Here is a 25,968-nt window from a genome sequence, read left to right as displayed (position 1 = left end):
GCCCCGCGGGGGACGCGTGCGCAATAAAATCCGGCAGTGCCGATTCGATGGAACGTTCCGCAGCACGCGTCGGCGCTGGACCGGCTGAACGACGTCCTGGCCCGGGGCGGCGGTGCCGTCGTGCTCGGTCCCGACGGCGTCGGCAAGTCCACGTTGGCGCGGTTGGCCGCCGAGCACCTCGCGCGCCGGCGCCCGACCGTGCCCACCCGGTGGGTCACCGGCACCCCGGGCGAGCGCGCGGTGCCGTTCGGGGCCTTCAGCCATCTGGTCGCGATCGCCGACATCGGCAAGCCGGCCGCGCTGTTGCGGGCGGCCCGGGCCTCGCTGGGAGCTGAGCTGGGCGGCGAGGACCCGTTGCTGGTCGTCGACGACGCCCACGAACTGGACATCCTGTCGGCCACGCTGGTTTACCAGTTGGCGCTGGCCGGCGCCGTCCGGTTGATCGTCACCGCCCGCGCGGACAAAGCACCCGAGCCGGTCGCGGCGCTGTGGACCGACGACCTGCTGGAGCGCATCGACATCGCGGCGCCCGGCGGGCCGACCGACCCGGCCGAGGTCGACGAGTTCATCGCCGCGTTGCCCGCGGCCGCGCGGTCGGTGCTGGACTATCTGGCCGTCGAGGAGCCGCTGGCGCTGACCGACCTGACCGTCCTGGCCGGAGAGGGCGCCGTCACGCAGGCGCAGGAGTGGGGCGCGGCGGAGACGCGGGAGCGCGGCGTACCGGTGGTCTACACCGCGCACCCACTGTTCGCCGAGCGGGCGCGGGCCGCGCTCGGGACCGACGGCGCCCGGCGGCGGCGCACCGAGATCGTGACGTTGCTGTCCCGGCGTCCGCCCGAGCACCTCGGCGAGCGGCTGCGGCTGGCGTCCCTGGCGCTGGACAGCGACGCCCAGCAGCCGGTCGCCGAGGTGGTCGCGGCCGCGGAGCAGGCCCTGCGGCTCGGGGACCTCAACCTGGGTGAACGGCTGGCCCGCTCGGCGCTGGACCGCTCCGGGGACCTCGCGGCGCGGCTGCCGCTGGCCCACGCGCTGGCGTGGCAGGGTCGCGGCCGCGAGGCCGAGGCGGTGCTGAGCGCGGTCGACACCGCCGCGTTGCCCGAACCCGACCTGATGGCCTTCGCGCTGCTGCGGGCGGCCAACCAGTTCTGGATGCTCAGCGAGCCGGAGCGCGCCGCCGCGTTCCTGCGGACAGTCCGCAACCGGATCGCCGACGCCGCCTCGCTGACCACTCTCGACGCGCTGAGCGCCACCTTCGCGATGAACGCGGGCAATGTCGCACATGCCGTGCAGATCGCGGGCGAGGTGCTGGCGTCGCCGTGCGCCGACGACCAGGCGGTGGCCTGGGCGGCCAGTGCGGCCGCGCTGTGCTCGGCGCGGCAGGGCCGGTTCGACGATGTCGAGCCGCTGGCTCAACGCGCCCTGGCCGCAGAGCATCCCGGGCTGCTGCGTTTCACCATCGGGTTGGGGCAGACCACCGCGCTGCTGATGGCGGGCCGGCTCGACGCGGCCGCCGAACTCGCCCAGCAGTTCACCGACTTCGCTGAACTGCAGCAGCCCGGCCGCGCGATCGGCGAGGTGCTGCTGGCCCATGTGCTGATCGCCACCGGGGAATTCGCCCGGGCGGCCGAGCTGCTCGGGCCGGCGGCCACCACGCTGGAACGCACCGGGTATTCGTGGGGACCACTGTCGTTGACCCTGCTGGCCACCGCGCTGGCGCAGCGGGGCGACACCGCCGCGGCGGCAAAGGCGTTGAGCAGGGCCGAATCCCGCCACGGCACCAAGTCGGCGCTGTTCGCCCCCGAGCTCGGTGTGGCGCGGGCCTGGCGGCTGGCCGCGGTGCGCGACGCACATGGCGCGGTGGCCGCCGCCCGGGACGCCGCGCGCATGGCCGAACGCGGCGGCCAGCCCGGCACGGCACTGCGGGCGTGGTATGAGGCCGTGCGGCTCGGGGACATCCGCGCCGTGGATCCGTTGGCCCGACTGTGCGATGAGATCGATTGCGCCATGGGAATTCTCGCGCTCGCTCACGCGCGGGCGCTGGCCGACGGCGACGCGGCCGCGCTGCGAGCGGTGTCCGGTGAGCTGGCCGCGGTGGGGATGCACGCGGCGGCTGCCGACGCCGACGCGCAGGCCCGGCGGTGCGCCGAGCGCTAACCGCCCAGGTATGCCCGCAGCACGTCCACGGCGGCGGTGATGTTGCCGGCCGGCACCCCCTCGTCGCGCATGTGCGCGACGTTGGGGTCGCCGGGACCGAAATTGACCGCCGGTATGCCCAGCGCCGCGAACCGCGCCACGTCCGTCCAGCCGTATTTCGCCCGGACACGCCCGTGCGCGGCCTCGACCAGGGCCCCGGCGGCGGGTTGGGTCAAGCCGGGCAGGGCGCCCGGTGCGGCGTCGGTCTGCTCGATGCGCACGTCGAGCCCGTCGAACACCTCGTGCACGTGGTGCAGCGCGGCGGCCACCGACCGGTCGGGCGCGAACCGGAAGTTGACCGTGACCGAGGCGGCGTCGGGAATCACGTTGCCGGCCACGCCACCCTCGATCCGCACGGCCGACAGACCCTCGCGATAGGTGCACCCGTCGATGTCGACGGAGCGCGCCCGATATCGCGCCAGCCGGTCCAGGACGGGACTCAGTTTGTGAATCGCGTTGTCGCCCAACCAGGAACGTGCCGAATGGGCGCGAGTGCCGGTGGTGTCGATCACCACGCGCAGCGTGCCCTGGCAACCGGCTTCGACGTAGCCGCCGGTGGGCTCGCCCAGGACGGCCACGTCGGCGGACAGCCAGTCCGGAAGCTCGCGCTCGATGCGGCCCAAACCGTTTGCGGCGGCTTCGACTTCCTCGCAGTCGTAGAACACCAGCGTCAGGTCGTGCGCCGGTTCGGCCACGGTGGCGGCCAGGTGCAGGAAAACGGCGTCGCCGGATTTCATGTCGGCCGCCCCGCAGCCGTACAGCATGTCGCCCTCGCGGCGGCTGGGCAGGTTGCCGGCGGCCGGGACGGTGTCGAGGTGGCCGGCCAGCAATACCCGCGACGGCCGTCGCCGGTGCGTGCGCGCCAGTACGGCGTTGCCGTTGCGGACGATCTCGAAGCCCGATGTCTGGGCGCGCAGCGCGGCCTCCACCTCGTCGGCGAGGCACGCCTCGTGCCGCGATTCGCTGGGAATGTCGACCAGCGCCGCGGTCAGCTCGATCGGGTCCCCGCGCAAGTCCAGCACGATCCCAAGTATGCCGAGCAGACGCAAAAGCTCCTATTTCCGCCCCGAATCGGGTGCTTTTGTGTCTGCTCGGCCGGAGAAAGTAACCTGACCGCCGTGACTGGAGCTGCAGGCGCGGTTGGTATTGGGCTGGCAACGCTGGCCGACGACGGATCGATCCTCGACACCTGGTTCCCCGCACCGGAATTGACGGGATCGGGCACCGGCGTCACCACACGACTGACCGGATCCGAGGTTCCCCCGGACCTGGCGGCCCTGACCGGCCGCGACGAGGACCGCGGCACCGAGACCGTCGCGGTGCGCACGGTGATCGGCTCGCTGGACGACGTCGCCACCGACTCCTACGACGCCTACCTGCGGTTACATCTGCTCTCGCACCGACTGGTGGCGCCCCACGGCCTGAACGCCACCGGCCTGTTTGCGGTGCTGACCAACGTGGTGTGGACGAACTACGGCCCCTGCGCGATCGACGGCTTCGAGGCGGTCCGGACCCGGCTGCGCCGCCGCGGACCGGTGACCGTCTACGGCGTAGACAAGTTCCCGCGGATGGTCGACTACGTCGTGCCGACTGGGGTGCGCATCGCCGACGCCGACCGGGTGCGACTGGGCGCTCACCTGGCGCCGGGCACCACCGTGATGCACGAGGGCTTCGTCAACTACAACGCCGGCACGCTGGGCGCCTCGATGGTCGAAGGCCGCATCTCCGCCGGCGTGGTGGTGGGCGACGGGTCGGACGTCGGCGGCGGGGCGTCGATCATGGGCACGCTGTCCGGTGGCGGCACGGAGGTCATCTCGATCGGGAAGCGCTGCCTGCTGGGCGCGAACGCGGGGCTGGGCATCTCGCTCGGCGACGACTGCGTCGTGGAGGCCGGCCTCTACGTCACCGCGGGCACCAAAATTGCCATGCCGGGCGGCAAGGCGGTCAAGGCCCGTGACCTGTCCGGCGCCGACAACCTGCTGTTCCGCCGCAACTCGGTGAGCGGGGCCGTCGAGGTGGTGTCGCGCGACGGCCGGGGCATCGCGCTCAACGCCGAACTGCACGCCAACTGAGTCAGCGGCAGACGTTGGACTGCAGGTCGGGCGACGGGGCCGGCCCGAACGCCGCCCCGTTGGTCTCCGGCAGCAAATAGGTGCTGACCAGGCTGATCGACACCAGCGCGGCGAGCAGCAGGCTCAGGGCCCAGCTGCCGAAGGTGGCCAGCAGCGTGCCGGCGATCAGCGGCGGCAACGCCCCGCCGAGGATGCCGGCGAGGTTGCTGGACAGTGCGGTGCCGGTGTAGCGGTAGCGGGTGGCGAACAGTTCGGGCACGAACGAGGCCGTGGGGCCGGCGGCGATGGCGCCGACGGCGTACATGCCGACGATCGCGACCGCGAACAGGGCGGGGCTGCCGGTGTCCATCAGCGGGATCACCACCAGCGACCACGGCAGCGACGCCGCCCGCCCCACCAGCATCATGCGGCGACGCCCGACCCGGTCGGACAGGCTGGCCGAGACCGCGACGAGCGCGATGCTCGCCAGCCCGCCCAGCACCCCGACGACCAGGATCAGGGTGCGGGAATGGCCCAGCTCGCTCTGGGCGTACCGGGCCAGGTAGGTGCTGGCCATGTAGACGAACGCGAAGCCGCTGACGACGCTGCCGCCGGCCAGGACGATGGTGCGGTGCTGGCGGCGCAGCACCTCCTTGATCGGGGCCTCGGAGACAACGGTGCGGGCCTTCTCGCCGGCGAACACCGGCGTCTCGTCGATGTTGAGCCGCACGTACAGGGCGACGACGATCAGCGCCGCGCTGATCAGGAACGGAACCCGCCATCCCCACTGCAGGAACGCGGCGCTCCGCTCGCCGATGGTCGCGTTCACGCCGAGGAACACCAGGCTGGTCAGCACCAGCGCGACACCGCCGCCCAGCGGGGTGAACATGCCGTACCGGCCGCGCCGGGCCGCGGGCGCGTACTCGGCGCTCAGCAGCGCCGACCCGGCCCATTCGCCGCCGACGGCGAACCCCTGCAGCACCCGCAGGACGACCAGGATCAGCGGGGCGGCGTCGCCGATGGTCGCCGTGGTGGGCACCATGCCCACCCCCACCGTCGACACGGCCATGATCAGCAGGGTGGCGACGAGCGTCTTCTTGCGGCCCAGCCGGTCGCCGAAGTGCCCGAACACGGCCGCGCCCAGCGGCCGGGAGAGAAACGCGGTGGCGAACGTCCCCATCGAGGCGACCGTGGCCATTGCCGGACTCAGGTGCGGGAAGAACACGGCGGGGAACACCAGCGCCGCCGCGATGCCGTAGATGAGGAAGTCGTAGAACTCGATGGCGGAGCCGACCAGGCAGGCGGCCGCCACCCGTCTCATCGATGTGCCGGGGGCACCGGCCTGGGTGGTCACGGTAACGACGGTATGCGAAGGTGCGCGGTCGCGCTCGGCGGAAACGCCGGCGACTGGCTGGGGATCGCGGATGTTCCTCACCCCTCCGACAGCAGTTGCTTCTTGAGGACTTTGCCCATCGCGTTGCGGGGCAGCGCGTCGACGAAGCGCACCTCGCGCGGCCGCTTGTGCACCGAAAGCTCCTCGGCGACATGGTTGACCAGCTCGTCGGCGGACAGGTCCGGCGATCCGACGACGTAGGCGACGATGCGCTGGCCCAGGTCGTCGTCGGGCAACCCGACGACGGCCACCTCGCCCACGCCCGGATGGCCGAGCAACGCCGTCTCGACCTCGCCCGCGCCGACGCGGTATCCGCCGGACTTGATCAGGTCGACGGACTCGCGCCCGACGATGCGGTGCATCCCGGCGCCGTCGACGACCGCGACGTCCCCGGTGCGGTACCAGCCGTCGCTGTCGAACGCCTCGGCGGTGGCGTCCGGCCGGTTGAGGTAGCCGTCGAACATCGTCGGCCCGCGAACCTGCAGCCTGCCAACGGTTTCCCCGTCGTGCGGCGCCGGGCCGCCGTCCTCGTCGAGCAACCTGGTCTGCACGCCGGGCAGCGGCAGACCCACCCAGCCGGCCCGCCGCTCGCCGTCGGCCCGCGTCGAGACGGTGATCAGCGACTCCGAGGCGCCGTACCGTTCGACGGGCCGGTGCCCGGTGAGCCCGGCGAGGCCGTCGAACACCGGAACGGGCAGCGGCGCGCTGCCCGAGACCAGCAGCCGCGCCCGGCGCAGTGCGCGCGCGGAGGCCGCGTCGGCCACCACCCGCGACCACACCGTGGGCACCCCGAAGTACAACGTGCCGCCGGCTTCCGAACACGCCCGGGCATAACCGGCGGGCGTCGGTTTTCCGGTGTGCACGAAGCGGTTTCCCACGCGCAGCGACCCGAGCAGGCCCAAAACCAGGCCGTGCACGTGGAACAGCGGCAGGCCGTGCACCAGGACGTCCCCGGGGGTCCACTGCCAGGCTTCCGCGAGCGCGTCGAGGTCGGCGGCGATCGCCCGCCGGCTCAGCACCACCCCCTTGGGCAGCCCGGTGGTGCCGGAGGTGTAGATGACCATCGCGGTGGCATCGGGCGGCGGCTCGGGATGGCGGTGCCAGGAGCGCGCGTGCAGCCGGACGGGAATGTGCGGCAACCCCTCCGGCTCGTCCGGCCGGGGCCCCAGCCAGGCCTGCACTCCCGAGTCGGCGAGCATGTGGCGGCGTTCGGACGCCCCGATGTCGGCGGGCACCGGGACGAACGGGACGCCGGCGATCAGGCAGCCGGTGACCGCCAGCACCGTCGCCGCGGTGGGCGTGGCCAACACCGCGACGCGGTCCGCGCCGGCGACCCGTTCGGCCACCGACGTCGCGGCGCCGAGCAGGTCGCCGCGGCTCAGCGCGACGCCGTCGATGCGCACCGCGTCGGCCATGTCGGTGGCGGTGGCGAGCGCGGGGTTCAGGGAAGCCAGCAGCACGTGAGCAGGTTACTGCTCGTCCCAGATCTTCAGCAGGGTGGCCAGTCTCCTCCCCGCGCCCCAGCCCCGGCCGGCTGGCTTTCGCCCGGCAGCACGTACAGCTCCGCCTCGGGCAGCCGCGACACCGCGTGCTCGCCGTGGGCGAACGGGACGATGTGGTCGTGGTCGCCGTGCCACCAGCGGACCGGGACCGCGATCTCGTCGAGCCGGAATCCCCGGTCCCGTTATGCGGGAATCCCGATGGCCTTCACCTCCATGTACTGGTGCAGCCCGCGGATCCCGCCGCTCTCCCGGCCGAATCCGCTCAACTTGAAGCCGCCGAACGGGGCGTCGCCGGGTCCCACGCCGTTGATCGCCACCTGCCCGGTGCGGATGCGGCGGGCGACCCCGAGCGCCCGGTCCACGTCGGTGCCCCACACGGCGCCGGAAAGACCGTATCGGGAGTTGTTCGCGATCGCCACGGCGTCGTCGTCGTCGGAGTAGCGCAGCACCGACAGGACGGGGCCGAAGACCTCCTCCTGGGCGATCGCCGAGTCCGGGTCGACGTCGGTGAGAATGGTCGGCGCGAAATAGAACCCGGCATCCAGCCCGGCCGGACGGCCGCCGCCGGTCACCAGTGTCGCCCCATCGGCGACCGCGCCGTCGACGTGGCGCTGGACGCGGTCGCGCTGGGCCGCGCTGATCAGCGGACCCATCCGCGTCGCGGGATCCCGGGGGTCGCCGACCACCACGTCACCGGCGAGCGCGACGAGCCGGTCGACGACGTCGTCGTGCAGCGAATCGGGCAGCAGCAGCCTGCTGTGCAGGATGCAGGCCTGCCCGGCATGCAGCGAGCAGCAGCTGAACAGCAGCTGCTCGAGCATCTCGTCGGTGACGATGGCGTCGTCCAGGACGATGCCGGCCGACTTGCCGCCGCATTCCAGCAGCAGCCGCGTCATGGTGTCGCCCGCGGCCCGCATCACCTCACAGCCGACGGTCGAGCTGCCGGTGAAGCTGATCATGTCGATGCGCGGGTCGGTGGTGAGCAGCTTGGCGGCCCCCAGGCCCGACGGCGTGACGACGTTGACCACCCCCGGCGGGATGTCGGTGCGCTCGTCGATGAGGCGGGCCAGCGCGAGCCCGGCCAGCGGCGTCAGCGGCGACGGCTTGAGCACGACGGTGTTGCCCGCGGCCAGGGCGTTGTTCACCTTCATGACGTTGAGGATGTGCGGGAAGTTCCACGGCGTCAGGATGGACACGACGCCGAGGGGCTCGTGGCGCAGCACGGTGGTGCCGGCGCCGATCCCGGTGACCGGTTCGTCGATCAGCTGCGTGGCCAACTGCGCGGCGTGCAGGGACGTGTATCCGGCGCCGTCGATCTGCATCATGCGTTCATTCGCAATGCAGCCCCACTCCGCCTGCGCGAGCGCATAGAACTCGTCGGCGTGCTCGAGCAGCGCCTCGCCGAGTTGGTTGAGGCAGCCGGCCCGCTCCTGGGGCCCCATCGCCGACCAGGGGCCGTCGTCGAAAGCGCGGCGCGCGGCCGCGATCGCGTCGCCGGCCTGCGCGACGCTCGCGTCCGGCGCGCCGGCGATGACCTGCCCGGTCGCCGGGTCGACGTCGTCGTAGCGCCCGTCCTCCGGTTCGATCCACGCGCCGTCGATGTAGAGCCGGTAGGTGTCGAGCAGCGAATCCGGAGGCGGTAACTCGGCCATGTGCTTCCTCACCGAAGGTCGGTCATCTCCGGAGTCAGTGTTCACCCATGCCGCCGCGGCGTCAATCACCATCAACGCGAATTTTCAGGTGTTCCAGCCGATTCAGCGCCTTGTACGCGGCGTTGACACAAGCGGTCGGCTCGAGTAGACACAATGCCGCAAGACATATTGCGTCGATATGTCGGATCGCTTGTCCAGGGAGGTCCAGGGAGGCCGGCCGTGCAGACCACTTTGCCCGCTTCTCTGTTGCACTCCCCCGATTTCTCTGCCGACTCCGAGGAGTTCGGGGGTCACCCGCCACCCCAACCCGCACATCGCTTTCGGCTGCGGCGAAAATTACTGCGTGGGAGCGCAATTGGCGCCCCTGCCGGCGCGGGCACGCCGAGAGCCCCGCGAGCTTCGCGCCCCCGACGAAGGAGGACAGGTTAGTGACCCAACCAGATACCGAGTTTCACGCCAAGCTAAGGGCGCTCGTCGACCAACCCACCGGCGGCACCGGAAAGCCCTCGGTGGCGCCGGATCCGGTGAACCAGCCGATGATCCGGCACTGGGCCCACGCCCTGGACGACATGAATCCGGTCTACCTCGACCCGGAATTCGCGGCCGCGTCGCGGTTCGGCGGCATCGTGTCACCCCCGGTCATGCTGCAGACCTGGACGATGCCGTCGCCGAAGCTGGAAGGCATCGGGGAACGCGGCGGGGCTCCCGTCGAGATCGAGGACAATCCGACGGCGTTTCTCGACGAGGCCGGATACACCAGCACGGTGGCGACCAACTCCGAGTTCGAGATCGAGCGCTACCCCCGGCTGGGCGATGTCATCAGCGCGACATCGGTGTATGAGGACGTCTCGCAGGAGAAGAAGACTGCGCTGGGTACCGGCTTCTTTCTGACCTGGGTGATCACCTACACCGACCAGAACGGCGACGTGCTCGGGCGGCAACGATTCCGGGTGCTGCGATTCAGGCCGGCGAACTGATGGCGTCGCGCCCGGCACCGACGATCGGCCCGGACACCGAGTTCTTCTGGAACGGGCTGCGCGAGCACAAGCTGCTGATCCAGCGCTGCAACGGGTGTGGGGCGCTGCGCCATCCGCCGCGGCCCATGTGCCCGAAATGCCGGTCCCTGGACTGGGACACGATCGAGGCGTCGGGCCGCGGCACCGTCTACAGCTACGTGATGCCGCACGAACCGCGGTTCCCGTTCCTCGACTACCCCTACATCGTCGTGCTGGTCGAACTCGCCGAGGGGATACGGGTGGTGTCGAACCTGTGCGACATCGACCCGGCCGGCGTCACGGTCGGGATGGACGTCGAAGTCTTCTACCAGGCGTTCGATGACGACCTTGTGCTGCACCAGTTCCGGCCGGCCCGCTGAATCAATGGATTCCGCGGAGCAGCGACGCACCTACCCGGAAGGACACCGATGACGACCACCCAGACCCGCACCACCACCTTGCGGTGGGCCGACATCGAGGTCGGCGACGAGCTGACACCGCTCGAGATCCCCATCACGACGACGATGATCGTCGCCGGCGCGATCGCCTCGCGCGACTTCATGCCGGTGCACCACGACCGCGACTACGCCAACAAGCAGGGCTCGCCCAACCTGTTCATGAACATCCTGACCAGCAACGGCTATTGCGTGCGCTTCCTGACCGACTGGGCCGGACCCGAGGCGATGGTCACGAAACTGTCCATTCGCCTTGGTGTTCCGTGCTTTCCCGACGATCCGCTGCGGTTCACCGGCACCGTGACCGGCAAGACCGGCGGCTCGGGCGGCGAGAACTTCGTCGAGGTCACCTTCACGGCGTCCAACAGTCTCGGCGATCACGTCTCCGGCACCGCCGTCCTGAGCCTGCTCGACGGCGCCGTCGAAGGGGACCAAGCATGACGAGGTCGCTGCCCGGCAGCTGCGCCATCGTCGGCATCGGCCAGACCGAGTTCTCCAAGGAATCCGGGCGCAGCGAACTGCAATTGGCGTGCGAGGCGGTCAGCGCCGCACTCGACGACGCCGGACTGGCACCCGCCGACGTCGACGGCATGGTCACCTTCACCATGGACTCCAGCGACGAGATCGACATCGCCCGCAACGTGGGCATCGGCGACCTGAGCTTCTTTTCCCGCGTGCACCACGGCGGCGGCGCCGCGGCCGGCACCGTGGTGCACGCGGCGATGGCCGTCGCCACCGGCATCGCCGATGTCGTGGTGTGCTGGCGCGCCTTCAACGAACGGTCCGGGTTCCGGTTCGGCGGAAGCGGGCGCACCGACCTGGGGACCCCGCCGTTCATGGCGCACTACGCACCGTTCGGATTGCTCACTCCCGCAGCGTGGGTCGCGATGCACGCCCAGCGCTACATGTCGACCTACGGGGTGAGGAACGAGGACTTCGGCCGGATCGCCGTGGTGGACCGCAAGCACGCCGCCACCAATCCCGACGCGTGGTTCTACCAGCGCCCGATCACGCTGGAAGACCACCAGAATTCCCGCTGGATCATCGAACCCGTGCTGCGGCTGCTTGATTGCTGTCAGGAAAGCGACGGCGGGGTCGCGCTGGTGGTCACCAGCGCCGAACGGGCCCTCGACCTGCGGCAACCGCCCGCCGTCATCACCGCGGCCGCCCAGGGCGCGGCCGCCGACGGCGAGATGATGACCAGCTACTACCGCGAGGACATCACCGGGCTCCCGGAGATGGGTGTGGTCGCCGCGCAGCTGTGGCGCGATTCCGGCCTGAAGCCCCAAGACATCCAAACCGCCTTCATCTACGACCATTTCACGCCGTTCGTGTTCACCCAGCTCGAGGAACTGGGGTTCTGTGGGCGCGGCGAGGCCAAGGACTTCGCCACCGTGGAACGGCTGTCGCTGGGTGGGGAGTTGCCGATCAACACCAACGGCGGGCTGCTCGGCGAGGCCTACATCCACGGGATGAACGGCATCACCGAGGGGGTTCGCCAGGTTCGCGGCACCTCGCACAACCAGGTTGGCGGCGTCGAGCACGTGTTGGTCACCTCCGGCACCGGCGTGCCCACCAGCGGCCTGATCCTGGCGCCGGCCGGCTAGGAGCCGGATGACTTCGGCTCACGCGACCGACACCCGCGAGCTCATCGTCGAAGCCGCGTATTCCTGTTTCGTCGGGCAGGGGCTGCGGAAGGCGACGATCGTCGACATCGCCAAGGCGGCCGGGGTGTCCCGCAGCACGATCTACGAGTACTTCGGCGACAAGGCAGCCATCGTCGAAGCGTGCGTCGAACACGCCTCCGAGCGGTTCTACCGCGAGATGTCCAAGGCGATGGATCAGGGCCACTCTCTTGAGGACAAGCTCAGCCGCGCAGCGGTTTTCGTCACGCAGGCGCGGCGCGTGATCGCCGTGCAGCGATACTTCGACGAGGACGCGGTCAGCCTGCTGCTCACCAAGGACGCCGCCGTGCTGCTGCGCGAGTGCGTCGACTTCTTCGCGCCCCATCTCGCCGCGGCGAGGCTGACCGGCGAGGTGCGCAAGGACCTCGACGTCAAAGCCGCCGGGGAATGGTTCGCGCGCATATTGTTCTCGCTGTTCAGCACGCCGTCGTCGTCCCTGGACATGGAGAACCCCGAGGTGGCGGCGGAGTTCGTGCGCGCGCACGTGGTACGCGGCTTCGCCGGCGAAGGCGGGCGGCCCCGCCGGGCCCAGTGACCGCGTCGATGGTGAACCCGCGGCGACGACACGCCGGCGGTCCACCCCCTGCCCTCACACGCGAAGCCACCGGTTCACACTCCGTGGCCGCGGGCGGCCAGTGCGCGCAGGAAGAACGTCAGGTTGGCCGGCCGTTCGGCCAGGCGCCGCAGGAAGTAGCCGTACCACTGGTCACCGAACGGCACGTACACCCGGACCCGATTGCCGTCGGCGGCCAGTCGCCGCTGCTCGTCGTCGCGGATGCCGAACAGCATCTGGTATTCGAAATCGTCGGGTCCACGCCCGGATTCGCGCGCCAGCGCCGGCACCGCATCGATGACGGCGGGATCGTGCGAGGCGACCATGGGGTAGCCGGAACCGGCCATCAGCACCCGCAGGCAACTCAGGTACGAATCGGTGACCGCGGCGGGGTCGCGGTAGGCCACCGATGCGGGTTCGTCGTAGGCGCCCTTGCACAACCGGATCCGCGCGCCGGCCGCGGCGAACTCTTCGCAGTCGCCCAGCGTGCGCCGCAGATAGGCCTGCAAAACCGTTCCGAGCCAAGGGAACTCACCCCGCAGGTCGCGCACGGTGGCCAGCGTGGAGTCCGTCGTCGTGTGGTCTTCGGCGTCCACCGTCACCCACACCCCGGCCCGCTGGGCCGCCTCGCAGATCGCGAAGGCGTTGTCCCGGGCGATCTTCTCGCCGTCGCGGTCGAGCGACTGCCCCAGCGCCGACAGCTTCAGCGACACCTCCAGCGGCCGGACGCCGTCGTCGACGCGATCGCCGAGCCCGCTCATCCTGCCGATCAGGTCCAGGTAGACCCCCGTCGCCTTCGCGGCGTCGTCGCGGCCGGTGACGTCCTCGCCGAGGTAGTCGACGCTGACGTAGAGACCCGAATCACGCAGCGCGGCAGCGCTTTTCAACACCGATGAGATCGTCTCCCCGGGGACGAACCGCCGTACCACCGTGCGGGTGACCGGCAGCCGTTCGGCGGTGCGCCGTAATCCCTGGCTGCGGCCGGCGGCCAGGATCGCCGGGCGCAGCGTGGTGGCGAACACGCCGGCCATCAGTCGGCCCCCATGTGCGGATAGGTGTGGCGGGTCGGCGGGACGAATGTCTCCTTGATGGTGCGCGCCGACACCCAGCGAACCATGTTCAGCAGCGATCCGGCCTTGTCGTTGGTGCCCGAGCCCCGCGACCCGCCGAAGGGCTGCCGCCCGACGACCGCTCCGGTCGGCTTGTCGTTGACGTAGAAGTTGCCGGCCGTGAACCGCAGCCGGTCCTGCGCCGTCAGCACCGCGCGGCGGTCGTCGGCGATGACCGCGCCGGTCAGCGCGTAGGGGGAGCCGGTGTCGACGACGTCGAGGATGCGCTCGTACTGTTCGTCGGGATAGACGTGCACCGACAGGATCGGCCCGAAGTATTCGGTCGAGAAGGATTCGTCGGTCGGGTCGTCGGACAGCAGCACGGTGGGCCGCACGAAATACCCCTCGCTGTCGTCGTATTCGCCGCCCGCCGCGACGGTCACACCGGCGGCGCCCTTGGCCCGCTCGATGGCGGTGACGTTCTTGGCGAAGGCGCGGCGGTCGATCAGCGCCCCACCGAAGTTGGTCAGGTCGGTGACGTCGCCGTAGCGCAGCGCCGCGGCCTCGCCCAGGAACTCGTCGCCCATGCGCCGCCACACCGAACGCGGGATGAAGGCGCGCGACGCCGCCGAGCACTTCTGGCCCTGGTAGTCGAACGCGCCGCGGATCAGGGCCGTGGACAGCACGTCCGGGCGCGCCGAGGTGTGCGCGACCACGAAGTCCTTGCCGCCGGTCTCACCGACCAGCCGCGGGTAACCGTGGTAGCGGCCGATGTCGGCGCCCACCTGTTGCCACAGCTGCCGGAAGGTGCCCGTCGACCCGGTGAAATGGATCCCGGCCAGCCGCGGGTCGGACAGCGCCACGTCGGAGACCGCGAAACCGTCGCCGGTGACCAGGTTGATCACCCCGGGCGGCAATCCGGCCGACTCGAGCAGGCGCATGCTCAGGTAGGCCGCCAGCGTCTGGGTGATCGACGGCTTCCACACGACGGTGTTGCCCATCAGCGCCGGGGCCGACGGCAGGTTCGCCGCGATCGAGGTGAAGTTGAACGGGGTGACGGCGTAAACGAAGCCGTCCAGCGGGCGGTAGTCGCTGCGGTTCCACTCCCCGGGCCCGCTGAGCGGCTGCTGGTCGAGGATCTGCCGGGCGAACGCGACGTTGAAGCGCCAGAAGTCGATCAGCTCGCAGACCGCGTCGATCTCGGCCTGGTACGGGGACTTGGACTGGCCGAGCATCGTCGCGGCGGCCATCTTCTCCCGCCACGGTCCCGCGAGCAGGTCGGCCGCGCGCAGGAACACCGCGGCCCGCTCCTCGAACGGCATTGCCGCCCAATCGTTCTTGGCGGCTGTCGCGGCCTCGACGGCCGCCGCGGCCTCGGTGTGCCCGGCGTTGGTCAGTGTCCCCAGCTTCGCGGCGTGCCGGTGCGGCTGCACGACGTCGATGCGCTCGCCGTCGCCCATGCGGTGCTTGCCGCCGATCACGTGCGGCAGCTCGACCGGATTCTCGGCCACCTTGGCAAGCTCGGCGATCAGCCGCGCGCGTTCCGGGGAATGGGGAGCGTAGTCGTGGATGGGTTCGTTGGCGGGTCCCGGCACCTGGGTGATCGCATCCATGCCTGCCAGGGTCCCCGCCGCGGCCCCCGAGATGTTTGTCTGATCGGACAGGCTTTTTTCAGAAGTGTAGTATAATCGGACAATATGCGGTCGTCCGGTGTGGGGCTTGGCCAGCTGCTGCTCGCGCTGGACGCGACCCTGGTCACCCTGGTGGCTGCGCCCCGCGGCCTGGACCTGCCGGTGGGCTCGGCGGCGCTGATCGACTCCGACGACGTGCGACTGGGTTTGGCGGCGGCGGCGAGTTCGGCCGACATCTTCTTCCTGCTCGGCGTCGCCGATGACGAGGCGCTGCGCTGGGTGGACAAGCAGGCGCGCGAGCGTGTGCCCGCGGCGATCTTCGTCAAGGAGCCGTCCGACGCGCTGGTGACCAACGCGGTGGCGGCCGGGTCGGCGGTGGTGGCCGTGGAGCCGAGGGCCCGCTGGGAGCGGCTCTACCAGCTGGTCAACCACGTGCTGGAGCATCACGGGGACCGCACCGACCCGACCGACGACTCCGGCACCGACCTGTTCGGTCTGGCGCAGTCGCTGGCCGACCGCATCCACGGCATGGTCAGCATCGAGAACGCGGAGTCGCAGGTGCTCGCCTATTCGGCCTCCAACGACGAAGCCGACGAGTTACGCCGGCTCTCCATCCTCGGCAGGGCCGGCCCGCCGGAGCACCTCAAGTGGATCGGCCAGTGGGGCATCTTCGACGCGCTGCGCGCCGGCGGCGAGGTGGTGCGCGTGGACGAGCGCCCGGCCCTGGGGCTGCGGCCGCGGCTGGCGGTCGGGATCTACCAGCGCGCGGCCGGCGCGCGCCGCGCCCCGGTGTTCGCCGGAACCATCTGGGTGCAGCAGGGTTCGCGGCCGCTGGCCGAGGATGCCGAGGAGATGTTGCGGGGCGCGTCCGTGCTCGCCGCACGCATCATGGCGCGGCTGGCGGCGCGGCCGTCGCCGCAGACACGCCGGGTGCAGCAGCTCCTGGGTCTGACGGACGGCGAGCCCGCCTCGTCGGCCGCGGTGTCCGCCATCGCCGCCGAACTCGGCCTGTCCGTCGACGGCAGCGCCGTGCTGATCGGGTGGGACACCGCCGGCACTACCGGCGATGGGACCCGCCCCCCGCGGCTGACCGACGTCCTGGCTTTGAGCGCCAGCGCTTTTCGCGCCGACGCCCAGGTGGCCTCAGACGGCTCGCGGGTCTACGTGCTGCTGCCCCCGACCGCCACGACGCGGCCGGTCACCTCCTGGGTCCGCGGCACGATCGGCGCCCTGCGCACCGAACTCGGCATCGAGCTGCGGGCCGCCATCGCCGCGCCGGTCGCCGGCCTGGCGGGTGTCGCGGCGGCACGCACCGAGGTGGACCGGGTCCTCGACAGCGCCGAACGCCACCCCGTTTCGATCGGGCAGGTCACCTCGCTGGCCGAGGCGCGCACCACCGTCCTGCTCGACGAGATCGTCACCGCGGTCGCCGCCGAGAAACGGCTGGTGGATCCGCGGATACGCGACCTGCACGCCCGGGACCCGGCGCTGGCCGAGACCCTGCGCGTCTACCTGGACAGCGTCGGCGACGTCGGCGCCGCCGCGCAGGCGCTGCAGGTGCATCCCAACACCGTGCGTTACCGGGTCCGGCGGATCGAGAAGCTGTTGTCGGCCTCACTGGCCGATCCCGAAGCGCGGCTGCTGTTTTCGCTCGCGCTGCGCGCCTTGAAGAGATCTCCTTAGCCGCTCCGCCGCCGGGAGTGAGCGGCGCGCCCACCGTCACCGTCCCCATAGCGTCCTGTGGAAGGTGAATCCCGTTGCCGTCCCGGGGCTCACCTTCAGAATCGCTGCAGCGACCCGGGCGCCGGTGCGGAGCAATTGCGGCATACGGAAGCCGCCGGTGGCGACCAACAACGAGGTAAGCTACCGGGAGTTCGGAGCTCGTCCGTCGACGTCAGCTGTGGCAAGTAGCGGAACAGCGACGCTGCCGAAAAGGCCTCAGCACCAACGGTTGGACCGGAAACCTCACGCTGACAAACGACGCGAACAGCCAAATCAAGGTCATGGCACCATTGAACCCAGCAGCCGCTCGGTGAGCGCATCGCCGCATCGCGGTCAACGGGGCTCGCTTCGTCGATCGTGGCCTATGCTTTCTGTTGAATCTCTTTCGGGCCTTGAGACGGGAGACACCATGCGCGCGAGGAAACTTCTGGTTGTGGCCGTGACCTGGACGACGGCCCTGATCGGCGCATCTGGCGCCGCGCACGCTGACGGCAACGATGGTAACGACGATGCCTTCATCGAAGCGCTCAATGACGTAGGGATCGAATACCCGAATGCGGACCAGGCCGTCGCCAGCGGGAAAGCTGTGTGTTCCTACATCATCGCGGGACGGCACACCGAAAACGAGACGGTGCAAATGGTGGCAGAACAAAACCCCAAGCTTTCGTCGATCCAGGCAATCCAATTCGTGAACCTTGCCCGGGGCGCGTATTGCCCCCTGCCGCCCATGGGGGGTGGCGGCGGCGGCTAGCTCCAATTGCGCATGCGGCGCGTCCCGGCGACCGTGGTCTTCGAGTCCGGAGTCGATGAGCGATAACAGCTTTGGGTACCGGCGACACGGGCTCGGGGCCGGTTGGCAAACCCGCACCTCGCCGCAGGAAAGGTAGCCGATCGAGGACTCAAGCCCGGCCTTTCGTCGCCAAACAGCCGACGTTGAGGCGACGAAGGGTTTCGCAGTCCAACTCGGCACCGAGAGCCGGTGTCGCGCGCCAGCCCACTAACTCCGACTCCCACAGGCCCGCAATCGATTCCATCATGCGGACCACGGGCTATGGTTGTACGCCGTCGCCGATGGCTTGCTTGTCGCTGGCGGCGGTGGTCACCTGATTGCAGTACATCCCTCGGGCGATGGTCACGAAATGGGCCGCGTGCGTCAGCGTCAAATCGGGATTGGCGTTTTTCACCCCGCGAGCGGCCTGGGCCGCGGAGTGTCCGTCGGCCATGTAGTCACACACCTCCCGCGCCGCGGCTTTCGCTGAGGCCGGATCCGGGAACTGGATTCCGTCCTGGTTGAGCGCGTTCAAGAAGGCGGCATCGTCGGCGTGGGCGACCGCGGGCACGGCGAAGGTGGCCATCCCGGCGGCGATCATCAACGGTTTAACGAAACTCTTCGCGAATCTCATTGTCACTGCTCCCTAAATGTCGGCATCAAGGTAGCCAGCCGGCTCCTTGCGGAGACCCGAAGGACGTCCTGAAAACACCTGCACGCACCGGGTACGGCGAATTCGCCTGATTCGGTGATCACGTCCGCTACCCGCTGACAGCAGCCGACAGATCAGCCGGGCAGTACGTCTCGCCGGCGATCTCGACAAATTGCAGGGCATTGTTGTTCGACAGGTGGTGATTACGGATTTTCAGCGCCCGCGCGACGACGGTCACGGGCCGCCCCTCCGCCAGGTAGCTGCACACGGTCTTGGCCGTGGATACGGTGTCCTGCGGGTCCGCGAACTCGATGCCGGCACGGTCCAGCTGATCAAGCAAAGCAGCGTCACCGTTGTCGGCGTGCGCGGAAGCGGACAGGCCAATCGCCGTCAACGTGCCTGCTGCGCTCACGAGCAGTCTCGCCCACACCATGGTTACGGAAGTGTTGTCGCCGCCGACGAACTGCACCTGGGCACGAGGTAAAGAAAGCGTGAACATTGACCAACAGGTGCGTGCATGGCAGCACCTGCCCGAAGTGACGATCGAACCGGTTAGATCCAGCCGTAGCCCGGCACGGTCGATGAAACGCGGGTGCGCGACCACACCCGCCACCCTGCTCACCGTACCGAGCGGGGCCCGGATCAGCGCGTTCGTTGCGAAGCGTGCGTTGCCAACACGCGCGTCATTCCCTCGGTGCGGGCGGAGACGGTCCGTCTGTTGGGCGACGTTCGATGACGACGTGAGGGCGCGCGCGAATCGGGTTCATCCCCAGCCAGTTTCGGCGCTGAGGATGCCCCGTCTGTCCGCTTCCCCGGCGAGGGGGACATGATCGGCGGTCATCGGCATCCTCGGGGTCGTGCACACCAGCAGGCTGACGCCGCGCCGGCGGGGCAGACCGCGCCCCAGACGCCGGGGCGCCCCTGTCGTTGACGTTGTCCCGAGTCCCGCGGAACTTCGGGACAACCTCGTGCTCGGTGGGGTCGCAGCGCCCGCCGCCCGAATTTTGGGGCCGCCTGAATCTGCTCGGTAACCAACAGTTCATCTGGAAGTAATCGATTCGAAGATGTGTCTGTGCCGCGAGTTCACCGCGAGGGACTGTCATTCCAACGGTCGAAGACCGATCTGCACGAAGGGGTGCACGAGGCGATGATGGCCGTTTCGCCCGCCGTGGTGCGCGGTCCACGGGTTGCCGGGCGAAACTGCCGAGTTCCCCGGCCGCTGCAGGTGTCGATGCGCAACGTCGCCGCACCCGGGCGAAGCGCCGGCCGCGACGAGCGATCAGTAGCCAAAATACCTCGTCATCAAAGCCTTTCCCGCCAGAAAGAATCGAGCTGTTAACGGCCGTTGGGCCTGAGCAGCAACATTCATAGGTAGATCACGACCGAGGAGAATGGGGAGCCAGATGGTTATGGACTACAGCGTGTTGCCGCCGGAGATCAATTCGGGGCGCATGTACGCCGGCCCCGGAGCGGGATCTCTGGTGACCGCCGCAGCGGCCTGGGATTCGCTGGCCACGGAGTTGCATTCCACCGCGGCCCAATACAGTGCGGTGATCTCGAACTTGACCGCCGCGCGGTGGACCGGCCCGTCGGCGACGGCCATGGCGACCGCCGCCCAGACGTATGTGACGTGGTTGCACAACACCGCCGCCTTGGCCGAACAAACGGCCGGCCAGGCCAGCGCTGCCGCGAGCGCGCACGCGGCAGCGCTGGCCGCTCACGTGCCCCCGGCGGCGATCGCAGCCAACCGTTCGTTGCTGGTGGCGCTGATCGCGCACAACTACTTCGGGCAGTACACCGCCGCCATCGGGGAGACCGAACGCCAGTACGCGCAAATGTGGGCTCAGGACGCGACCGCGATGCATGGCTATGCCCGTTCGTCGGCGGCTGCGTCGGGACTCACCCCGTTCAGCCAACCGACGCAGAACACCAACCCGACCGCGCAGGCGGCCCAATCCGCTTCGGTCGCCCAGGCCTCCGGCAACAGCGGCGGATCGAGCCTGCCGTCGTGGCTGCAGCAGATACTCGGCAATGGCGACCTCGTGAACGGGGACGGCCTGCTCAACCAGACGGCCGGCTACGGGGGCCAGGCGTTCGGCAATGGCACCGCCTCCTGGGCCGATATGGCAAATGCCCTCAGCAACGCCAACAACGGGATCGGTCTGTTGACGTGGACGGCCGAAAACCCCGGCGGCCTGGCCGAAACGCTGAACCCGCCGTTCGTGGGTCCGGCGGCGTTGAGCTTCGGCGGCGGGGCGGCGCGCGCCGCGGGGGCGGCCGCGAGCGCGGGCCAGGCACTCAAGATTGGCGCGTTGTCGGTGCCGACGAGCTGGGCGACGCCTGCCGCGGCGATCACGCCGGCGTCCTTCACCCTGCCGGTCAGCAGCGCGACCGCCATTCCGGCCGCCGCCGGGGGCTTCCCGGGTGGGGCGTTCGGCGAGACCATGCTGGGCACCCTGGCCGGCCGTGGTCTCGGTGGGGCGACGGCGCGCGCGGCCGCCCGCCGGCCCAGTGTGGTGTCGCGCTCCCCCGCGGGCGGCTGAACGGTACGACCGGAACGGATGCGCGTGCGCGCGCCCGCATGCCCGGATGGTCGTCGCGCTCCCCGAATCACACCATCTGGCAAGGACTTGCTCGTATCTACTACTTAGCCACGCTGACACGAAAGTGGGCAAACACCCATGGATTTCGGATCACTTCCACCGGAGATCAACTCGGGGCGGATGTACGCGGGCCCCGGGGCGGCGCCGCTGCTGGCAGCCGCGGCGGCGTGGGACGCGCTCGCCAACGAACTGGAGTTGACCGCGACCGGTTACGCCTCGGTGGTCTCGGAACTGACCGGCATCGAGTGGACCGGCCCGTCCTCGACGATCATGGCGAGTGCGGCCGCTCCCTATGCGGAGTGGTTGCAGGCCAGCGCGGCGCAAGCCGAGCGGACGGCAATCCAGGCCAAGGCCGCCGCGGCGGCCTACGAGGTGGCGTTTGCCGCGACCGTGCCGCCACCGGTGATCGCCGCCAACCGGGCGACGCTGGCCGCGTTGGTCGCCACGAATTTCTTCGGGCAGAACACCCCGGCGATCATGGCGACCGAGGCGCACTACGCGGAGATGTGGGCGCAGGACGCCACCGCGATGTACACCTACGCCAGTGCTTCGTCGGCGGCGAGCGTGCTCACACCGTTCCGTGAGCCGCCACTGACCACCAACGCGGCGGGGCTGGACACCCAGGCCGGCGCGGTCGCCCAGGCCGGCGCCAGCACCGCGACCCACGCCCAGGCCGCGGCGTCCAGCGCGGCGAGCACGTTGAGTCCGTCGGCGCTGCTGGCGTTTTTGGACTCCACTGCTGGTGGTCTTACCGTACAGGGTTTGGGTTGGGTCAATCAGGCGGTGGGCGACACTACCAACGTCCCGCTCGGCTACTTCACGGCCTTCTACACCATAGGCACCAACGCCTTCGGTTATTGGCGCGAAGGCCTCGTGCGCGGCGGGATGGCGGGCTATACCTGGTTCGAGGGGCTGGGCGGGTTCAACAACTTGTCCGGTGTCGGCGGGTCGCTCGGCGGTCTGGGTAAAACTGCGTTGCTCGGCCCGAACGTTGCCGGCTTGCCGACTGCGGGCATGCCAGGGGCGTATTCGATCGGAGCGCTGTCGGTGCCGCCCAGCTGGGCCACGGCCGCCGCGGGGGCCAAGACGGTAGCGGTGTCGCTGGCGGCCACCAACGCCGGCGCCGCCCCGGCGGCCGCCGCCGGCCTGCCGCCGGGAATGGCGATGCAAGAGGCGATGGTAGGCACGACGTCCGGGGGAGGCGCGGCGTCCGCGGTGGCTGATAGCCACGGCGGCGATCGAAACGGCAAGAACCGCCCGGGCAAGGACGACAAGGAGAAGGAAGGCGAGCGCCCGGCCGCCGCCCTGATCATGGCCAGCGGCTGGCTGGCATCGACGCTGGCATACAACAACCGCAGACGGGCGGAGCCGGCACCGTCGTCACTACCGCTGCCGCCGCACTGGCAGGAGGAATTGGCCGCCAACGAGTTCGCATGGGGTTAGCGAAGAGATGACGCGCCCCGGGACTGCCGGGATGGCGGCGAGCCGCTGTGGCGAATCGCGATCTACTGGCCGTCTGCCGCACGTCACGACCGGCTCCTTGTCACGGAGAACACACTGCTGAAGCCCTGAGCCGCCGGGCATTTCAACGCTGCCGAACGCCCAGCGTCAGACCAGGCACGGACCGGTAACCTGACGCCATGCAGAACTCGTCCGTTTTCTCCCTGCTGCGCGAACGCACCGGACTGCAGCCGGATGAGAGGGTAGTGCGATATTGCGCCGCGCAGACCGTCGGGGAAAGCATCACCGAGCGCGGCGATCGCCACGATGAGGTTGTGCACAAGCTCAGCGTCGGCGAACACGACGTCGGCGTGTCGCCCGGATCGATGCCCACGCCGACGGGCGGCAAGGTCAGGCGGCTCGCCCGCTTGCACGTCTGAGCGGACACGCCCGTCCGCAACCAGGATTCGCCATGCTGATCACCATCCTGGTGATGGCCGTCGCCGTAAGCCTCGAACCGTTCCGCATCGGCCTGACGATGCTGATGCTGAACCGGCCGCGACCGCTGTTGCAACTGCTCGCCTTCTTGTCCGGCGGCTTCGCGATGGGCATGACGGTGGGCCTGACCGTCCTGTTCGTCTTCCGGCGCATCCTGCTGGGTTCGACCTACTTCACCCTGCCCAGAGTCCAGATCGTGATCGGGCTGCTCGCGCTGCTCGTCGCCGCCGTCCTGGCCGGCCGGGTCGCCACCGGGCGATCCGGTTCGGTCGGGCTGCCCGCGCGGACACACAGGCTGCTGCACGGGCGGTCGCTGTGGGTCGCCGGGGTGGCCGGCCTGGGCATCGCACTGCCGTCGGTGGACTATCTGGCCGCGCTGGCCGTGATCCTGGCCTCCGGCGCCGCCGCCGCGACGCAGGTCGGCGCGTTGCTGATGTTCAACGCCGTGGCCTTCGCGTTCGTCGAAATCCCACTGCTGGCCTACCTGCTGGCACCGCGGGCGACCCGCGCCTCCGTGACGGCGCTGCACGACTGGATTCGTTCACGGCACCGCCTGGAGGTGGCCGCCCTCCTCACCGTCGTGGGCGGTGTACTGCTGCTGGCGGGGCTGACCGGTCACTGAGCCGGGCGGCATCCGCCTCGGAGTCATGCGGCCCGCCAACGGGTTCGGCCGCCTCGGCCACGTCGGAGGCCGCCGCATCCGTGTCGGAGGCCGTCTCGGCCACGTCGGATTTCAGCAACGGCCAGCCCTTACGCAGGACGTAGTCGAGCCACGCCCCGGCCACCTGCGAGGTGAGCACGGCCGCCACCACGAGGGTGGTGTAGAACTTAGGGCTGATGATGCCGGCGTCGAAGGCGACGCTGGCCAGCACGATCCCCGGGCCGCCGCGGGCGTTGGTGGTGATCGCCAGGTTGATCAGGTCCAGCCCCCGGAACCCGGCCAACCGGCCGGCCAGGGCGACCGAGACCACTTTGACCGCGCAGGTAGCGGCGATGAAGATCACGATCATCGGCAGGGACACGCCGCGGATGAGGTCCAGTTTGAGGCCGACGATCGCGAAGTACACCGGGATGAAGAACGCGAAGGAGACCTTGCTGATCGCCTCCATCGAGTCGTCGAAGATCCTGCGCTCCTTGTGCACGACGGCGAAGCCCGCCAGGAACGCGGCGAAGACGAGGTTGACGTCGAGTGCCCCGGCGACGGCGCAATAGGTCAACAGAATCGAGATGGCGTAGCCGGTCGGCGAGTGCTGCGCCAGGACGTTCCACCTGGCCACGTTGATGCGCCTGATGACGCGCGGCGCCAGCGTGAGACCGATGGCGAAGTAGGCCACCGTGACCGCCAGGTGCACGGCCATCTCCTCGGGCCGCAGCGCGGCCTTGGCCGCGACCGCAGTCGCGATGGCCAGGGCCAGCCACAACACGATGTCCTCCAGCACGGCGACGCCGAGGATGAGCCGCGCGAAGCGGGTGTCCATGATGTTGAGGTCGGCGAAGATCTTCGACACCACCGGCACCGAGGTCACCGCGACGCCGACAGCGAGAATGATGATGAGCGACAACCGATTTCCGTGCGGCCCGGCCAGGCTGGGCCGGATGAGATGCGGCCCGAAAATCAGGCCGAGCAGGAACGGGATGCCGGTCCCGACGATGACGAGCCAACTCACCGTGCGGCGCTCCCCGCGGCCGAACAGTTGCTGCATCTCCGCACCGGACACGAACATCAGCAGCAGCAGGCCGAGCCAGTAGACGAACGTCAAGACGTTGCCCTGATGTGTGGCGCTGGTGACGAGGTGGTCCATGAACGGGATCTGGCCGAGCACCGCGGGGCCCAGCACGATGCCGGCCAGGATTTCGCCGACCACCTTGGGCTGCCGAAGTTTCACGAACAGGTACCCCAGCAGTTGGGCGAGCCCGACCAGTAAGAGCAGGACGATGATGACGTGAGTCAGTTGGGCGTTTGACACGATGCACTCCTCATATTGAGCCGCCGGTAGAGCAGGTAGGCGAGCGTCAGGGCCGCTGCCCCGATGGTCACGGAGACGGGAAATTCGCTACCGGGAGAACCGATGACGAGCGGGAGCAATCCGATCGCCAGCGCCGGTGGCAGGTGGAATTTCAGGACGCGAAGCACGACGATGCCGAACACCATCGCGCATCCGGCCGCGAAACCACCCTTTCCCCAAAGGGTTACGACGATCCAGCCTGCAGTCGATATCACTGCGCATGCGGCCACAAGAGCGATCGGCTTGCCGGCCCAGGGACATGACTCGGGATGCGCAAACATCGCATAGGCGATCACGATCAGCGGCGGGAACAGCAGCAACCGCAGGCCCGAGGACGCGGCGCAGACCGCCATCACCGTCACGAAGGCATAGAACGGCACGATCCAGGCGCGCCCGCCGGGTGGCGTCTCGAGGATGTCGTCGAGATTCGTGGCCGCGGTCGCGCCGGCCCACGGGTATCTGCGCCGGCAGTATCGCTGCCACGGCAGTAAGACGCAAAGCAGCACAACGAGACTGGCCGCTATCGAGGCGGGATAGACCCAACTCGTGATGCCCAGGACCAGCGGCAGCACGCCCGCCGCGATGGTCGGCGCGATGCTCGATTTGAGCGCCGCGACAACCAGCAGGCACAGGGTGACAAGTGCTACGACCGTCACAACGTGGTACGGGAACTGCCGGGTGATCCACACTCCGACGACCGCGCCCACCGACGGCGTCAGCACGAGCCGCGCCGGCTGGCTCGCCCACGTGCCCCAGGGCCGGGTCAGCACGTCGTACGCGAGGGCCGCGAGGCCCGGGAAGAACAGGTAGTGCCGGCCTTCGCACTGCGCGGCCACCACGATGTAGCCCACGGCCACCGCCTCCATGAGGAGGCGCTGGCGCGGCATCAGCACGCGCTGCGCCGTGGCCGCGGGCCCCACGTGCGTCCGCGGGACCTCATTGTCAGGATTGTCACGCGAGGTCCCGCGGGCGTCCACGTGGTGACGGTGAAAACTAGCCCGTTGTCGGGGTTTCACCGGTCTCCAACCACTGTGCGCATTCTGCACCCAGCTTGTCGAGGGCTTTGCGGTCAAAGCGCTCGATCTGCTCGTCGCTCAACTCGGTGCGGAAGTCGCGCTT

At 69.7% G+C, this 25,968-nt stretch carries 23 protein-coding genes and 2 pseudogenes; 14 read left to right on the top strand and 11 right to left on the bottom strand.

Annotated elements, in window-relative coordinates; all coding sequences use genetic code 11:
* The first annotated feature begins 36 nt into the window (after positions 1-36).
* Positions 37-2,154, top strand: a complete 2,118-nt coding sequence (locus tag FPZ47_RS02520) for an AAA family ATPase (protein ID WP_168209336.1) — start codon at positions 37-39, stop codon at positions 2,152-2,154.
* Here the strand turns inward: FPZ47_RS02520 and dapE are convergent.
* Positions 2,151-3,215 carry a succinyl-diaminopimelate desuccinylase gene (dapE, locus tag FPZ47_RS02515; RefSeq protein WP_144947767.1) on the bottom strand — a complete coding sequence of 355 codons (1,065 nt, stop codon included), beginning with the start codon at positions 3,213-3,215 and terminating at the stop codon, positions 2,151-2,153. The genes FPZ47_RS02520 and dapE overlap by 4 nt on opposite strands.
* 96 nt (positions 3,216-3,311) lie before the next feature.
* On the opposite strand from dapE, the gene dapD reads away from it, so the two are divergent.
* A complete protein-coding gene (gene dapD, locus FPZ47_RS02510; protein WP_425461735.1) occupies positions 3,312-4,265 on the top strand; it encodes a 2,3,4,5-tetrahydropyridine-2,6-dicarboxylate N-succinyltransferase in 954 nt (317 codons plus the stop codon).
* Position 4,266: 1 nt separating this feature from the next.
* Here the strand turns inward: dapD and FPZ47_RS02505 are convergent, their stop codons facing one another.
* From FPZ47_RS02505 to FPZ47_RS02490, 4 genes and pseudogenes are all read right to left on the bottom strand, one after another.
* The gene (locus tag FPZ47_RS02505; protein ID WP_144947912.1) at positions 4,267-5,565 is read right to left on the bottom strand and encodes an MFS transporter; all 1,299 of its coding nucleotides are present in this window, start codon (positions 5,563-5,565) and stop codon (positions 4,267-4,269) included.
* Between the two features lie 110 nt (positions 5,566-5,675).
* Positions 5,676-7,097 carry an acyl-CoA synthetase gene (locus FPZ47_RS02500; RefSeq protein WP_144947764.1) on the bottom strand — a complete coding sequence of 474 codons (1,422 nt, stop codon included), beginning with the start codon at positions 7,095-7,097 and terminating at the stop codon, positions 5,676-5,678.
* 9 nt (positions 7,098-7,106) lie between these two features.
* Positions 7,107-7,321: pseudogene (locus tag FPZ47_RS29200) on the bottom strand (alpha/beta fold hydrolase); the annotation flags it as partial.
* Positions 7,322-8,791, bottom strand: coding sequence for an aldehyde dehydrogenase family protein (locus FPZ47_RS02490; RefSeq protein WP_144947909.1), 1,470 nt, complete (start codon positions 8,789-8,791; stop codon positions 7,322-7,324).
* Between the two features lie 261 nt (positions 8,792-9,052).
* Here FPZ47_RS02490 and FPZ47_RS30555 point away from each other — a divergent pair.
* The 6 genes and pseudogenes from FPZ47_RS30555 to FPZ47_RS02465 form a co-directional block, all read left to right on the top strand.
* A pseudogene (locus FPZ47_RS30555) lies at positions 9,053-9,185 on the top strand (cytochrome P450); the annotation flags it as partial.
* A gap of 34 nt (positions 9,186-9,219) precedes the next feature.
* Positions 9,220-9,768, top strand: coding sequence for an FAS1-like dehydratase domain-containing protein (locus tag FPZ47_RS02485; protein ID WP_144947761.1), 549 nt, complete (start codon positions 9,220-9,222; stop codon positions 9,766-9,768).
* On the top strand, positions 9,768-10,166 hold the full coding sequence (locus tag FPZ47_RS02480; RefSeq protein WP_144947759.1) for a Zn-ribbon domain-containing OB-fold protein: 399 nt from the start codon (positions 9,768-9,770) through the stop codon (positions 10,164-10,166). The genes FPZ47_RS02485 and FPZ47_RS02480 overlap by 1 nt, the downstream gene beginning before the upstream one ends.
* Before the next feature lie 48 nt (positions 10,167-10,214).
* On the top strand, positions 10,215-10,682 hold the full coding sequence (locus tag FPZ47_RS02475) for a MaoC family dehydratase (RefSeq protein ID WP_144947756.1): 468 nt from the start codon (positions 10,215-10,217) through the stop codon (positions 10,680-10,682).
* A complete protein-coding gene (locus tag FPZ47_RS02470; protein WP_144947754.1) occupies positions 10,679-11,848 on the top strand; it encodes a lipid-transfer protein in 1,170 nt (389 codons plus the stop codon). Before FPZ47_RS02475 ends, FPZ47_RS02470 begins: the two co-directional genes overlap by 4 nt.
* 7 nt (positions 11,849-11,855) lie before the next feature.
* Positions 11,856-12,461: a TetR/AcrR family transcriptional regulator gene (locus FPZ47_RS02465; RefSeq protein ID WP_144947751.1), complete on the top strand. Its 606-nt coding sequence runs from the start codon at positions 11,856-11,858 to the stop codon at positions 12,459-12,461.
* A gap of 74 nt (positions 12,462-12,535) precedes the next feature.
* On the opposite strand, the gene FPZ47_RS02460 is transcribed toward FPZ47_RS02465, so the two are convergent.
* Positions 12,536-13,510 carry a proline dehydrogenase family protein gene (locus tag FPZ47_RS02460; RefSeq protein ID WP_144947748.1) on the bottom strand — a complete coding sequence of 325 codons (975 nt, stop codon included), beginning with the start codon at positions 13,508-13,510 and terminating at the stop codon, positions 12,536-12,538.
* Positions 13,510-15,141 (bottom strand): L-glutamate gamma-semialdehyde dehydrogenase, encoded by a 1,632-nt coding sequence (pruA, locus tag FPZ47_RS02455; RefSeq protein ID WP_144947745.1) that lies wholly within the window; start codon positions 15,139-15,141, stop codon positions 13,510-13,512. The genes FPZ47_RS02460 and pruA overlap by 1 nt, the downstream gene beginning before the upstream one ends.
* Positions 15,142-15,225: 84 nt before the next feature.
* Between pruA and FPZ47_RS02450 the strand changes: the two genes are divergently transcribed.
* Both FPZ47_RS02450 and FPZ47_RS02445 read left to right on the top strand, forming a co-directional pair.
* A complete protein-coding gene (locus FPZ47_RS02450) occupies positions 15,226-16,842 on the top strand; it encodes a PucR family transcriptional regulator (RefSeq protein ID WP_144947742.1) in 1,617 nt (538 codons plus the stop codon).
* A 472-nt stretch (positions 16,843-17,314) separates the two neighbouring features.
* Positions 17,315-17,632: a DUF732 domain-containing protein gene (locus FPZ47_RS02445; protein ID WP_210419814.1), complete on the top strand. Its 318-nt coding sequence runs from the start codon at positions 17,315-17,317 to the stop codon at positions 17,630-17,632.
* Between the two features lie 298 nt (positions 17,633-17,930).
* Here the strand turns inward: FPZ47_RS02445 and FPZ47_RS02440 are convergent, their stop codons facing one another.
* Entirely contained in the window at positions 17,931-18,251 is a 321-nt protein-coding gene (locus tag FPZ47_RS02440; RefSeq protein WP_246133254.1) for a DUF732 domain-containing protein, read from the bottom strand.
* 160 nt (positions 18,252-18,411) lie between these two features.
* Positions 18,412-18,915: a DUF732 domain-containing protein gene (locus FPZ47_RS02435; protein ID WP_144947733.1), complete on the bottom strand. Its 504-nt coding sequence runs from the start codon at positions 18,913-18,915 to the stop codon at positions 18,412-18,414.
* 790 nt (positions 18,916-19,705) lie between these two features.
* Between FPZ47_RS02435 and FPZ47_RS02430 the strand changes: the two genes are divergently transcribed.
* The 4 genes from FPZ47_RS02430 (at position 19,706) to FPZ47_RS02415 (ending at position 23,465) form a co-directional block, all read left to right on the top strand.
* A complete protein-coding gene (locus tag FPZ47_RS02430) occupies positions 19,706-20,845 on the top strand; it encodes a PPE family protein (RefSeq protein ID WP_246133249.1) in 1,140 nt (379 codons plus the stop codon).
* A gap of 138 nt (positions 20,846-20,983) precedes the next feature.
* Entirely contained in the window at positions 20,984-22,348 is a 1,365-nt protein-coding gene (locus tag FPZ47_RS30135) for a PPE family protein (protein WP_144947727.1), read from the top strand.
* A gap of 197 nt (positions 22,349-22,545) precedes the next feature.
* Positions 22,546-22,785 (top strand): hypothetical protein, encoded by a 240-nt coding sequence (locus FPZ47_RS02420; protein ID WP_144947724.1) that lies wholly within the window; start codon positions 22,546-22,548, stop codon positions 22,783-22,785.
* Between the two features lie 32 nt (positions 22,786-22,817).
* Entirely contained in the window at positions 22,818-23,465 is a 648-nt protein-coding gene (locus FPZ47_RS02415; RefSeq protein WP_144947721.1) for a GAP family protein, read from the top strand.
* Here the strand turns inward: FPZ47_RS02415 and FPZ47_RS02410 are convergent.
* Both FPZ47_RS02410 and FPZ47_RS02405 read right to left on the bottom strand, forming a co-directional pair.
* A complete protein-coding gene (locus tag FPZ47_RS02410) occupies positions 23,416-24,810 on the bottom strand; it encodes a cation:proton antiporter (RefSeq protein WP_144947718.1) in 1,395 nt (464 codons plus the stop codon). The two genes, FPZ47_RS02415 and FPZ47_RS02410, sit on opposite strands and share 50 nt — an antisense overlap.
* Positions 24,792-25,715: a hypothetical protein gene (locus FPZ47_RS02405; protein ID WP_144947715.1), complete on the bottom strand. Its 924-nt coding sequence runs from the start codon at positions 25,713-25,715 to the stop codon at positions 24,792-24,794. The genes FPZ47_RS02410 and FPZ47_RS02405 overlap by 19 nt, the downstream gene beginning before the upstream one ends.
* Between the last annotated feature and the right edge of the window lie 253 nt (positions 25,716-25,968).

Source organism: Mycobacterium helveticum, assembly GCF_007714205.1.
GTDB lineage: Bacteria > Actinomycetota > Actinomycetes > Mycobacteriales > Mycobacteriaceae > Mycobacterium > Mycobacterium helveticum.
The sequence above is the reverse complement of the archived record's forward strand: the minus strand, read 5'-3'. Positions and strand labels throughout refer to the sequence as shown.

Bases quoted from the DNA above. Each gene is read 5' to 3' on its own strand.
- FPZ47_RS02505 (WP_144947912.1), bottom strand. From the start codon at position 5,565: ATGAGACGGGTGGCGGCCGCCTGCCTGGTCGGCTCCGCCATCGAGTTC.
- FPZ47_RS02490 (WP_144947909.1), bottom strand. From the start codon at position 8,791: ATGGCCGAGTTACCGCCTCCGGATTCGCTGCTCGACACCTACCGGCTC.
- FPZ47_RS02480 (WP_144947759.1), top strand. From the start codon at position 9,768: ATGGCGTCGCGCCCGGCACCGACGATCGGCCCGGACACCGAGTTCTTC.
- FPZ47_RS02475 (WP_144947756.1), top strand. From the start codon at position 10,215: ATGACGACCACCCAGACCCGCACCACCACCTTGCGGTGGGCCGACATC.
- FPZ47_RS02470 (WP_144947754.1), top strand. From the start codon at position 10,679: ATGACGAGGTCGCTGCCCGGCAGCTGCGCCATCGTCGGCATCGGCCAG.
- FPZ47_RS02465 (WP_144947751.1), top strand. From the start codon at position 11,856: ATGACTTCGGCTCACGCGACCGACACCCGCGAGCTCATCGTCGAAGCC.
- FPZ47_RS02460 (WP_144947748.1), bottom strand. From the start codon at position 13,510: ATGGCCGGCGTGTTCGCCACCACGCTGCGCCCGGCGATCCTGGCCGCC.
- pruA (WP_144947745.1), bottom strand. From the start codon at position 15,141: ATGGATGCGATCACCCAGGTGCCGGGACCCGCCAACGAACCCATCCAC.
- FPZ47_RS02450 (WP_144947742.1), top strand. From the start codon at position 15,226: ATGCGGTCGTCCGGTGTGGGGCTTGGCCAGCTGCTGCTCGCGCTGGAC.
- FPZ47_RS02440 (WP_246133254.1), bottom strand. From the start codon at position 18,251: ATGATCGCCGCCGGGATGGCCACCTTCGCCGTGCCCGCGGTCGCCCAC.
- FPZ47_RS02430 (WP_246133249.1), top strand. From the start codon at position 19,706: ATGGTTATGGACTACAGCGTGTTGCCGCCGGAGATCAATTCGGGGCGC.
- FPZ47_RS30135 (WP_144947727.1), top strand. From the start codon at position 20,984: ATGGATTTCGGATCACTTCCACCGGAGATCAACTCGGGGCGGATGTAC.
- FPZ47_RS02420 (WP_144947724.1), top strand. From the start codon at position 22,546: ATGCAGAACTCGTCCGTTTTCTCCCTGCTGCGCGAACGCACCGGACTG.
- FPZ47_RS02415 (WP_144947721.1), top strand. From the start codon at position 22,818: ATGCTGATCACCATCCTGGTGATGGCCGTCGCCGTAAGCCTCGAACCG.
- FPZ47_RS02405 (WP_144947715.1), bottom strand. From the start codon at position 25,715: ATGGAGGCGGTGGCCGTGGGCTACATCGTGGTGGCCGCGCAGTGCGAA.